Annotated in this window: 12 protein-coding genes and 1 pseudogene; 6 read left to right on the top strand and 7 right to left on the bottom strand. The window is 71.3% G+C overall.

Translation table 11 applies throughout. The features are described 5' to 3' along the window. The coding region (locus HMPREF3159_RS16090) for an FUSC family protein (protein ID WP_070502214.1) at positions 1–1,099 on the top strand (1,099 nt) is incomplete at its 5' end. Positions 1,100–1,216: 117 nt separating this feature from the next. Then, positions 1,217–1,534 (top strand): DUF2516 family protein, encoded by a 318-nt coding sequence (locus HMPREF3159_RS16085; protein WP_070502213.1) that lies wholly within the window; start codon positions 1,217–1,219, stop codon positions 1,532–1,534. Between the two features lie 139 nt (positions 1,535–1,673). Here HMPREF3159_RS16085 and fbaA read toward each other — a convergent pair whose 3' ends face one another. The 3 genes from fbaA to HMPREF3159_RS16070 form a co-directional block, all read right to left on the bottom strand. Next, a complete protein-coding gene (gene fbaA / locus HMPREF3159_RS16080; RefSeq protein ID WP_070502212.1) occupies positions 1,674–2,702 on the bottom strand; it encodes a class II fructose-bisphosphate aldolase in 1,029 nt (342 codons plus the stop codon). A 143-nt stretch (positions 2,703–2,845) separates the two neighbouring features. Beyond that, positions 2,846–3,184 carry a hypothetical protein gene (locus HMPREF3159_RS16075; RefSeq protein ID WP_141748272.1) on the bottom strand — a complete coding sequence of 113 codons (339 nt, stop codon included), beginning with the start codon at positions 3,182–3,184 and terminating at the stop codon, positions 2,846–2,848. A gap of 5 nt (positions 3,185–3,189) precedes the next feature. Next, positions 3,190–4,248, bottom strand: a complete 1,059-nt coding sequence (locus tag HMPREF3159_RS16070; RefSeq protein WP_070502210.1) for a calpain family cysteine peptidase — start codon at positions 4,246–4,248, stop codon at positions 3,190–3,192. 190 nt (positions 4,249–4,438) lie between these two features. On the opposite strand from HMPREF3159_RS16070, the gene HMPREF3159_RS16065 reads away from it, so the two are divergent. Then, positions 4,439–4,942 carry a hypothetical protein gene (locus HMPREF3159_RS16065; RefSeq protein ID WP_141748271.1) on the top strand — a complete coding sequence of 168 codons (504 nt, stop codon included), beginning with the start codon at positions 4,439–4,441 and terminating at the stop codon, positions 4,940–4,942. A 30-nt stretch (positions 4,943–4,972) separates the two neighbouring features. On the opposite strand, the gene HMPREF3159_RS16060 is transcribed toward HMPREF3159_RS16065, so the two are convergent. After that, positions 4,973–5,623, bottom strand: a complete 651-nt coding sequence (locus HMPREF3159_RS16060) for a TrmH family RNA methyltransferase (RefSeq protein ID WP_070502208.1) — start codon at positions 5,621–5,623, stop codon at positions 4,973–4,975. After that, positions 5,620–6,309 carry a DedA family protein gene (locus HMPREF3159_RS16055; protein ID WP_070502207.1) on the bottom strand — a complete coding sequence of 230 codons (690 nt, stop codon included), beginning with the start codon at positions 6,307–6,309 and terminating at the stop codon, positions 5,620–5,622. The genes HMPREF3159_RS16060 and HMPREF3159_RS16055 overlap by 4 nt, the downstream gene beginning before the upstream one ends. Before the next feature lie 167 nt (positions 6,310–6,476). Here HMPREF3159_RS16055 and HMPREF3159_RS16050 point away from each other — a divergent pair, with 167 nt between their 5' ends. Continuing rightward, positions 6,477–7,406: a KPN_02809 family neutral zinc metallopeptidase gene (locus HMPREF3159_RS16050; protein WP_083305996.1), complete on the top strand. Its 930-nt coding sequence runs from the start codon at positions 6,477–6,479 to the stop codon at positions 7,404–7,406. Positions 7,407–7,457: 51 nt separating this feature from the next. Here HMPREF3159_RS16050 and HMPREF3159_RS16045 read toward each other — a convergent pair whose 3' ends face one another. Both HMPREF3159_RS16045 and HMPREF3159_RS16040 read right to left on the bottom strand, forming a co-directional pair. Then, complete coding sequence (locus HMPREF3159_RS16045) at positions 7,458–8,057, bottom strand: orotate phosphoribosyltransferase (protein ID WP_070502215.1); 600 nt, start codon at positions 8,055–8,057, stop codon at positions 7,458–7,460. 28 nt (positions 8,058–8,085) lie between these two features. Continuing rightward, on the bottom strand, positions 8,086–8,937 hold the full coding sequence (locus HMPREF3159_RS16040; protein WP_070502206.1) for an SDR family NAD(P)-dependent oxidoreductase: 852 nt from the start codon (positions 8,935–8,937) through the stop codon (positions 8,086–8,088). An 80-nt stretch (positions 8,938–9,017) separates the two neighbouring features. Between HMPREF3159_RS16040 and HMPREF3159_RS16035 the strand changes: the two genes are divergently transcribed. Together HMPREF3159_RS16035 and HMPREF3159_RS16030 are read left to right on the top strand one after the other, a co-directional pair. After that, entirely contained in the window at positions 9,018–9,818 is an 801-nt protein-coding gene (locus HMPREF3159_RS16035; RefSeq protein WP_070502205.1) for an exodeoxyribonuclease III, read from the top strand. Positions 9,819–10,160: 342 nt separating this feature from the next. Continuing rightward, positions 10,161–10,738: pseudogene (locus HMPREF3159_RS16030) on the top strand (hypothetical protein); the annotation flags it as partial.

Here is a 10,738-nt window from a genome sequence, read left to right as displayed (position 1 = left end):
GATCGTCGCCTTCATCATCATCGGCTTCGGTATCGAGAAGAAGATGCGCAAAGTGGTCGAGCTGGGCTGCGGCGTGATGCTCGGCGTGCTCCTGGGGGAGCTGGCCCGCCAGGTGATCGGCTCCGGCGCCTGGCAGATCCTGGTGGTCGTGTTCGGCGCGGGGATGCTCGCGCGCTTCCTCGAGTCCAGCAATCTCTTCGGCTTCCAGGTCACCATCCAGTCGCTGCTGGTGATGATCATGCCGGCCACCCCCACCATGACCCCGGGAGGGCGGGTGCTGGACGCGCTCACCGGCGTGAGCGTGGCGCTCGTCATCCACCTGCTGCTCTCCGGCAACCCGCGCCGACTCCAGTCCCGTGCCGCGGACTCCTTCTACCGTGAGCTCGAGGACTCGCTGGTCAGCCTTGCCGTCTCCGCCCGCACCGGGGACCGCGGGGTGGCGCGGGCGACGCTGCGGAATCTGCGCGACGTCTCCCAGAAGTACACCGACGAGTGGAGCCTGGCGAATGACGTCGCCAACGAGATGGCGACCTTCTCCCCCACCGGGCTGCGCCATGCTGAGGAGGTCGAGCGCATCCAGCATCTGCTGGTCGGCTCCGACCGGGCGATGCGGAACCTGCGCGTGATCGCGCGCCGCCAGGCGGAGTTCCTGGAGGCCGTGCGCGGGGACGCCCATTCGACCCTGGCCGACGCTCTGCTCGCCGCCCGCGACGCCGTGCAGGAGCTGCGGGTCGCCGTCACCCATGAGGAGGTCGACTTCACCACGGCGCGTCGCCGGCTGCGGCTGTTCGGCTCCTATCTCACCCCCGAGATGCTGCTGCGCAACGACGAGGGGCTGCGGCCGGGGCGAGCCGGCCACTTCGAGGGCGTGACCCTCACGATCCAGCTGCGCTCGCTCGCGATCGACCTGCTGCAGGCCACGGGGCTCACCGCCGCAGAGGCGAAGAGGTTCCTCCCGAGCCTGGTGATCGCCGCCGACGGCGACGCGATCGGCCCGCGCCCGATGACGAAGGAGATGAAGGCCGTGGAGCCGCCCGCCACGACCGAGGCGCTCGAACTGCTGATTACGGATCGCTCGGATCCCGAGCGCCGCCGCTGAGCGGGCGGCGCGGCCCGGGACGCGGGCGCCGCGGCGACCCGGGCGCGAGCAGCGCGGTTCAGGGGGTGAGGGGCGCGTCTGCGGGGAGCGTCCAGGGCGCGCCCCTATCCTGGAACGATGATCGCCCTCATCCAGATGTGGATCTTCCTGGTCCTCGCCGTGGCCCTGCTCGCCCTCGAGATCTGGGCGTTCGTCAATGCACTGCGCTTCCGCCCCGACGCCTACACGGCCGCGGGCAAGCGCTCGAAGGTGTTCTGGTGCGTGCTGACCGGCGTCGCGATGCTGCTGGGCTTCCTCTCCCTGCCGTACCCGATCGGCCGCGGCAGCAACATGCTGTTCATGCTGGCCGGCGTGATCATCGCCGGGATCTTCCTGGCCGACGTGCTGCCCGCGCTGAAGCGGGTCATGGGCCGCGCCGCCGGGAACCGCTGGTGAGCTGACCGCCGCCGGCCACCCCCGCGGAGCGCCGCGGCGGCCGGCTCGTCTCCGGACAGGGAAGGACCCCGGAGCCCTGGGGCTCCGGGGTCCTTCTCGTGCAGGCGCCGGGTCGGCGCTCAGCGCATCAGGTGGTCGCTCAGGCCTGGTGGGTGCCGGCCGAGCGGAGGTTCTCGCAGGCCTCGACGATGCGGGTGGCCATGCCGGCCTCGGCCTTCTTGCCCCAGGCGCGGGGGTCGTAGGCCTTCTTGTTGCCGACCTCGCCGTCGACCTTCAGCACGCCCGAGTAGTTCTCGAACATGTGCGAGACGACGGGGCGGGTGAAGGCGTACTGGGTGTCGGTGTCGATGTTCATCTTGATGACGCCGTTGTCGACGGCCTCCTGGATCTCCTCCAGGGTGGAGCCGGAGCCGCCGTGCATCACCAGGTCGAAGGGCATGTCCTGGCCGTACTCGGCGCCCACGGCCTTCTGGATGTCCAGCAGGACCGAGGGGCGCAGCTTCACGTTGCCCGGCTTGTACACGCCGTGCACGTTGCCGAAGGTCAGCGCGGTGAGGTAGCGGCCGCGCTCGCCCAGGCCGAGCTTCTTGGCGGTCTTCAGGCCGTCCTCGGGGGTGGAGAAGAGCTTGTCGTTGGAGACGTTCGCCTCCACGCCGTCCTCCTCGCCGCCGACGACGCCGACCTCGATCTCGAGGATCTTCTTGGCGGCGACGGACTTCTCGAGCAGCTTCTCGGCGATCTCGAGGTTCTCGTCGACCGGCACGGCGGAGCCGTCCCACATGTGCGACTGGAACAGCGGGTCCAGGCCCTTGCTCACGCGGTTCTCGAGGTCCCACTCGATGAGGGGCTCGACCCAGGTGGGGAGGACCTCCTTGGCGCAGTGGTCGGTGTGCAGCGCGACGTTGATCGGGTAGTTCTTCGCGACGGCGTGGACGTACTCGGCCAGCGCGATGGAGCCCGCGACGCGGTCCTTGATGGTGGAGCCGGAGAGGTACTCGGCGCCGCCGAAGGACACCTGGATGATGCCGTCGGAGTTCGCCTCGGCGAAGCCCTGGAGGGCGGCGGTGGCGGTCTGCGAGCTGGAGACGTTCACGGCCGGGTAGGCGAACTTGCCCGCCTTGGCGCGATCGATCATCTCTGCGTACTGATCCGGGGAAACGACTGCCATGGGGGCACTCTCCTTCGTCGGTGGGGTCGATGACGACCGGCGGTGCTCCGCGCGGGGTCGTCCGATCGTGACCATTGTTCCACAGGGCACCCGGCATCCTCCGGCCGGGGGTCCCGGGTGGACGGCAGGGCCGCTGCGTTGGATCAGGGGGTCGCGCCGTCCTGTCCGAGCTCGAGGAAGATCTGCGACCGCGACGTGCTCGACGTCGTCGTCGCCGGCGGGTCCACGACGGCGGCGAGATGCAGGACTCCTGCCCCGGCGATCTCGACCCCGTCGCCGATCTCCATGTGGACGATCCCCGGGGCAGTCGTCCCGAGGCTGCGGTGGACCCGAACCTCCATCCGTGCTCCGGTGCTCTGTCCGTCCTCGTCCCGCAGCACCCCCATGACGCCGATCAGGAGAGGGCCCACCGTCTGCTGGGTCCCCTGCGCGACGCGCGCGCGGATCGTACCGTCGGCCTGTTCCACCTCGGCGTTGGCCATCCTGGTCACCTCTCCCAGTCCTCGGGTGCATCCGCGATCACGACACCGTCGAAGAGTTGATCGAACTCCTCCTGGCTGACGGTGATCCGGTGTGTTCCGTCCTCGGGGTCGTAGTTCGAATCGGCACCCCAGGGATTCACCAGGGTGAGGGATCCGTCGGGGTTGACTGACTCCACCGTGTAGGCATGCTGCTCGACGATCTCGACGCCGTTCGCGGAGACCGAGGAGTTCTCCGTGCACAGGACCACCGGCTTCCCGGCCTCGGCCGCGCGCACGACTTCTCTGTAATGGGGCATGTCGGCGCTTCGGAACCCTCCGTCGTAGCCGTACTCGAACTCGCCGCCGGTCGCGGCGCGGAACACCGACGCACCCTGTTCGTTCGAACTGTAGGTGCCGTCCTCGTCCAGCACGCCCTCCTGGATCAGGGCCTGCTCGTAGAGGGTGGCCCAGTTCTGGTTCCCGTCAGGGCCGCGGACCCCGTCCCTGTCGATCTCTCCCTTCACCTCGACCGTGGTCCACTGCCCGTCGATGAAGAGATCCACTTCGTAGCGCTCCCGCCCTACCCTGTGCACGTGATCAGCGAGGAACTCCGGGTCTGCCTGCGCGATGGCCGCCAGGGTGGAGAGAGGCACGCAGTTCCCCTTCCCTTCCTGGTTGATCGAATCGACGGTGAACTCCGAGGCGTCCAGAGGGATGTCGTTCTGCAGGTCGGCGGTGCTCCCCCACGGCGGCGCCCAGCCGTCCTGCCAGATCCAGAACTTGTTCTCGTCCCCGTCGACCTGCCCGCCGCCGCCCACCCCGTCGGGCGCCGAGGCGTGGTCCTGCTCGTCGGCCTCCCGCTCGAGTTCCTGCGCGAGCAGGCGAAGTCGATCGGCCGCCTCCCTCAGCGGGCTCTTCGCGTCGCTGTCGGCCCGGACGCGGAACTGCTCGGCATCCTGCCCGATCCACGCGACCCCGTCCACGATCGTGCCGAGCCTCGTGGTCATCTGCTCGAGGGCAGCGCCCCCACCCGCCAGGCGCTCCGCGTGCGCACGCACGCCATCGGTCTCGCTGCCGTAGAACATGACTATCCTTCCCCTACCGGGAACCACCCGGATGCAGGTACGGTACGGCGCTCTCGCGGGGACGGCGATGGGGAGAACTCCCCGGCGGACGCACGCCGTGCTCGGGGAGACGACGGGACAGGGGCGGGGAATGCGACAGGACGGCGAGCTGGAAGCCAGGAGGGGCCGGTCGCTCGCGATGTGCACCGCGATGCTGGTATGCGGGCTGCTGTCCTCCTGCGCTCCGTCGGCCACGGAACCGGGCATCGCTGCGGACACGGCGGGACCGCTCTCTCGCGCGCAGGCCGAGTCGCTCGTCGAGGAGCCTCTCGCGGACCTGGCGACCTCCGTCTCGGAGCGAGCAGACGAGTACGCGCAGCTCTCCGAGGACGGCGCGGCCACGGTGCAGCGGACAGAGGCGGGCTGCGAGTACGTCTCGACCGTCTACCACAGCACCCTCCCGGTCGACGGCGAGGGGTGGGGAGCACTGGCCGATGCCGTCCGCCCGCAGATGGAGGCCTGGGCGATGGACACCGGGGCGCTGGATCGCGAGGAGCGTGCGACCGGCGCGGGGCTGCGAGGGACGAATCCTCACAACGGTGCCGCGCTGTCCGTGCAGACCTGGAACGACCACCTGGGCGTCGATCTCGACGGCCCCACGGAGGGCCTGGAGATGGCGGTGCGGGTGCCGCTCGCGCAGTCCGAGTGCGACTGAGCCGCTGCCGACGCTCAGGTCCGGCAGGCTTCAGCGCAGCGGGCCCTCGGGGATCTCGGCGTGCTGCAGCACCCAGGCGTGCATCGCGATCGCGGCGGCCGCGGCGACGTTCAGCGAACGGGTCGAGCCGAACTGGGTGATGCCGACGACGAGGTCCGCCGCCTCCAGCAGCTCGGGGCTCACCCCAGGCCCCTCCTGCCCCACCACGAGCACGGCGTTCCGGGGCAGGGCGGTGCGCTCGAGCGGGACCGCCCCGGGCACGAGGTCGATCGCGACCAGCGGCCTGCCCTCCTCCCGCGCCCAGGCGATGAGGTGTGCGGCGTCGGGGTGGTGGATCTCGTGCTGGTAGCGGTCTGTGACCATGGCGCCGCGGCGGTTCCAGCGGCGCCTGCCGACGATGTGGAAGGCGCCGACGGCGAAGGCGTTCGCGGTGCGGACCACGGAGCCGATGTTCGCGTCGTGCTCGAGGTTCTCGATCGCGACGTGGAGGTCGTGGCGGCGGGTGTCGAGCTCGGCGACGATCGCCTCGCGCCGCCAGTAGCGGAAGCGGTCCTCGACGTTGCGGCGGTCGCCGCCGGCGAGCAGCTCCGGATCCAGGCGGGGGTCCTCGGGCCAGGGCTCGGGATGGGGGCCGACGCCGACCTCGCGGCCGGGGTCCGCTGCGCGGGGAGCCTCGCTCATCGCTCCTCGGCGCGCTCGGGGTCCTTCTCCTCCTCGAGCGCCTTGAGCTCCTCGGCGTCGGGGTCGGGCAGGCCGAGCCTGCGGCGCTTGCGCTCGCGCAGCACGAGCCTGACCGCGAACCACAGCACGATCAGCAGGATCACGGCGTAGGCGACGTTGGAGAAGATGTCGGTGTAGGGCTCGATGACGGTCCAGTTCGAGCCCATGAAGTAGCCGATGGTGATGAACAGGGTGTTCCAGATGCCGCTGCCGATCGCGGTGAGCAGGGTGAACATCCCGATCGGCATCGCGTAGAGGCCGGCCGGGATCGAGATCAGCGAGCGGATGCCGGGCACGAAGCGGCCGAAGAAGATCGCCTTGTAGCCGTGCTCGTCCATGAACGCGACGGTCTTGTCGTAGTCCTCCACGTGCACCAGCGGCAGGCGGATGAAGATGACCCGCAGCCGCTCGGGGCCCAGCAGGCGCCCGATCCCGTACAGCAGCCACGCGCCGACGACAGATCCCGCGATCGAGGCCAGCAGCATCAGCCAGAAGGACTGGTTCGGCCCGGCGGAGGTCACGCCCGCCAGCGGCAGGATCACCTCGGAGGGGATCGGCGGGAAGATGTTCTCGAGGAAGATCAGCAGGAACACGCCGAGCGGCCCGAGGGCGTCCATGGTCGAGACGGCCCAGTCGACGATGTTCATGCAGGTGGCTCCCGGAGGTCGTGGTGGAGGAGTCGGACCTCGTCGGCCCGCCCCTGAGTCTAGGTGCCCGCCCCGGGCGCGCGCCCCGGCCCGCCGGCGTCCTGCCCAGGACCTCCACGAACGCTGTTCCGGCTGTTCACAGCGGATGTCCGGTCTACTCTGTGCGCATGACTTTCAACCCGAACGCGGAGATCCGCTCCGACAACGTCTCCGCCGCAGGTCGTGGCGGGGGCGGCTTCTCCCCGCGAGGCGGCGGGCGGGGCGGCGGCGGGCTCAAGCTCGGCGGCGGCGCCGGCTGCCTGCTGCTCGTGGTGGTCCTGATCTACACGCTGGTCGGCGGCAACCCGCTGGACCTGCTCGGCGGCGGCAGCAGCACGCAGCAGGGGCCGGCGGCCGAGGGCGGCTCGCTGGACCACTGCCTCACCGGTGCCGACGCCAACGAGCGCGACGACTGCCTGGTCCAGGCGACCGTGGAGTCCGCGGACTCCACGTGGGGGCAGCTCGCCCCCGCCGAGGGCATCGACTTCGTCGAGGCGCAGGGCCTCATCTTCTCCGACCAGGTGCAGACCGGCTGCGGTGCGGCGACCGCCGACGTCGGCCCCTTCTACTGCCCGGCCGACATGACCCTCTACGTCGACGTGTCCTTCTTCGACTCGCTGGCCACCCAGTACGGGGCCGACGGCGGGCAGCTCGCGAAGATGTACGTGGTCGCTCACGAGTACGGCCACCACATCCAGTACCTGACCGGGGTGATGGAGACCGCGGACCGCTCCCAGACCGGCCCGCAGTCCGACGGGGTGCGGCTCGAGCTGCAGGCCGACTGCTACGCCGGGGTGTGGGCGCATCACGCCGCGAGCTCCGTGGACGACGAGGGCAATGCGATGCTGCAGCCGCTGACCGCGGAGGACATCGAGTCCGCGCTCTCGGCCGCCAGCGCCGTGGGCGACGACCACATCCAGGGCGACGTCGCCGGCGGGCAGGTGCGGCCCGAGACCTGGACCCACGGCTCCTCGGAGCAGCGTCGGGCCTGGTTCACCACCGGCTACGAGCAGGGCACGATCGCCTCCTGCGACACCTTCGCCGCCGAGCAGGTCTGATCCGGACGGGCCGGGACCGGTCGTGCTCCGGGAGCTCCGGGAGCTTCGGCCTCAGATCTCCAGCTCGGAGATGTCGTAGGCGGAGAGGTAGCGGTGTCCGGCCTGCTGGACCGCGTCGCGGGAGGCGTCGGCGCGGTGCACGATCACGGCGACCGCGGCGATGTCCGCGCCGGCCTCGGCGAGCGCCTCGCAGGCCGTGAGCACGCTGCCACCGGTGGTGGAGGTGTCCTCGACCGCGACGACGCGGCGACCCGAGACGTCCGGGCCCTCGATGCGGCGCTGCAGGCCATGGGCCTTGTTCGCCTTGCGGACCACGAAAGCGTCCAGCGCATCGAGCGCCGGATCGGCGGCGGAGGCGTGCAGGAGCGAGGTCGCCACGGGGTCCGCGCCCAGGGTCAGGCCGCCGACGGCCTCGACGCCGGGCACGAGGCCCTCGCGCTGCAGCAGGTCGAGCATGACGCGGCCGACGAGCGGCGCGGCCTCGTGGTGCAGGGTGATGCGGCGCAGATCCACGTAGTGGTCCGCCTCCGCTCCCGAGGAGAGGGTGACGCGGCCGCGCACCACGGCGAGGTCGCGGATGAGGACGCGCAGACGCTCGCGGGCCTCGTCGATCGGGAGCTGGTGGACGGGATCCGTGCTGGTGGAGGACATGCGGCCAGGGTAGTGGATGCCCACCCCGTCAGAGAGCGTCGTCCTCGCGCTGCCAGGGGGCGCGCAGGTTGCGGCGGGAGGCCCGACGGCGGGAGCGCTCCACCGACCGCGCCTGCAGGCGTCGGTACCAGTCCGGGGAGGTCATGGCGCGCACGAGCGGTCGCGGCGCGATCCGGGACATCTCCCCCGCGGTGCGGTACTTCACCGACGGGATCGACAGGACCGAGCCCTTGGCCGCATCCTTCAGCGCCTGCTCGACGACGTACGGCGCCTTCAGCCAGGTGATGCGGGGCAGCCCGTCCATCGACATCGCGGCCCGCTCGTGGAACTCGGTCTGGACGAAGCCGGGCAGCAGGGCGGTGGCGGTGACGCCGGTGCCCTTGAGCTCCATGGCGAGGGACTCGGTGAACACGGTGACCCAGCTCTTGGAGGCCGCGTAGGGGCCGGCGGTGGGGTAACCGGCGAGGGAGCTGACGTTGAGGATCGCTCCGCGGCGACGTTGGACCATGGACCGGGCCGCGGCGTGGGAGAGCACGAGCACGGCCCGCATCAGGGTGTCGAGCTGCTTCTCGTGGTCCTCGATCCCCACCTCGAGGAACCCGCCGCGCAGCCCGTAGCCGGCGTTGTTCACGAGCAGGTCGACGGGGTCGACGGGGTCGGTCAGGCGGACCTCGACCCGCCCGAGCTCGCGGCGGTCGGAGAGGTCGACCGACATCACCTCGACCGTGACGTCGTGGACGTCCCGGATCTGCTCGGCGACGGCGCGCAGCCGGTCCTCGTCACGCGAGACGAGGACCAGGTCGTGCCCGGTGCCGGCCAGCTGCCAGCCGAACTCGAGTCCCAGCCCTGAAGTGGATCCCGTGACGAGTGCGCGCGCCATGGAGAGAGTCTAAGCAGGTCCGGGCGGCGCCGTTGACGGTTCCCGACAGCCGTGCGCCGAGGCCCCGTAGGATCGGGACCATGCGCATCGCGACCTGGAACATCAACTCGCTGCGGGCACGGATGGACCGCGTGCTCACCTTCCTCGAACGGCACGAGGTGGACGTCCTCGCCCTGCAGGAGATCAAGGCGAAGCCCGCCCAGCTCGACCTCACCGCGCTCGAGGCGGCCGGCTACGAGGTCGCGGCGCACGGGCTGAACCAGTGGAACGGGGTCGCGCTGATCTCGCGCGTGGGCCTGTCCGACGTGCGCACGCAGCTCCCGGCCGTTCCCACCTGGCCCGAGGACGAGACCGGGGTGGTCGAGGCCCGGGCGCTCGGCGGGATCGTCGGGGACGGGCTGCGGATCTGGTCGCTGTACGTGCCCAACGGCCGCGAGCTGGACCACCCGCACTACCCCTACAAGCTGCGCTGGCTCGAGGCGCTGCGCGCCGAGGGCGCGCGCGAGCTCGCCGCGGACGCGGCGGCGAAGGTCGCCCTCGTCGGCGACTTCAACGTGGCCCCGCAGGACGACGACGTGTGGGACATGGGCTTCTTCGAGGGCAAGACCCACGTCACCGAGCCGGAGCGGGCGGCCTTCCGCGCGGTCGTGGACGAGGGCTTCGCCGACGTGGTGCGGCCCGAGCATCCCGGGCCCGGGGTGTACACCTACTGGGACTACCAGGCGCTGCGCTTCCCGAAGAAGGAGGGCATGCGCATCGACTTCGTGCTCGGCTCCCCCGCCGTGCAGAGCGCGGTCACCGGGTCGTTCATCGACCGCGAGGAGCGCAAGGGCAAGGGCGCCTCGGACCACGCGCCGGTCGTGGTGGACCTGGAGCTCTGAGGGCGCTCCGGCCCGGGCGTCTCCCGCGCCGGCTCCGGACATGGTGGAGCGGCGGTGCGATCGAGTCGCACCGCCGCTCCTGACGGGCCGTCTGCATCGGGATCAGGCGTACACGTGAAGCAGCTGCGGTGACGCTGTCGACGTCTCACAGCCGGTCCGTTGCGGGGACCAGTCGTACGTGGGTTCCGGTGCCGGTATCCGTCGTGGTGCATCTCACAGTACGCGCCCGGACGAGAGGACGCAAGGACCCCCGTCCCGGCGACCTCTCCTCCACAGACCCCGTCCGTCCACCGTCGCGCCGACGGCCTGTCGCACTCCGCCCGTGCTCGCCACGATGGCGGCATGACCAGCACGATCGCCTCCGCCGCCGACCGCTCGCCGAGCTCTGCAGGACCCGAGCGGACCTCAGCTCCCGCCTCCCTCGACCCCTCCCCGGCCCGCGCGCCGAGACGGCCCCGCTCCCGCTTCCCGGGCGCCGGGAAGGACCGCGCCGAGAGCCCAGGGAAGCCCCGTCGGGGTGTCCGATGGGTGGGGCCGGAGGGTCCCCTGCGGGAGCTCGTGGCGGACCATGCCACGGCGGCCGGCTCCTGGCTCCTCGAGGAGCCTCATGAGACGGCGGGCTGCACCGTCGTCCCTGCCGACGCCCTCCGCGACGGCGCACCCCGCTCGCCCGGTGCCGCCCCGGGCCGTGCCCCGCTGATCGTCGTCCTCGCCGCCGAGGAGGTACCCGCCGAGCTGTGGCCCCTCGCGCTCGAGGCCGGTGCCCTCGCGGTCCTGCCGCTGCCCTCGGCCTCGGAGGAGCTGCTCTCGCGCCTTGCCGAGCTCACCCGCACCCGCTCGGGCGCCCGTCTGATCGGCGTGGCCGGAGGGTGCGGCGGGGCCGGCGCCTCGAGCTTCGCCGCCCGGCTCGCCGGGGCCGC

This window comes from Brachybacterium sp. HMSC06H03, from assembly GCF_001807385.1.
Lineage (GTDB): Bacteria > Actinomycetota > Actinomycetes > Actinomycetales > Dermabacteraceae > Brachybacterium > Brachybacterium conglomeratum.
This window is presented reverse-complemented; position numbering and strand designations above follow the sequence as displayed.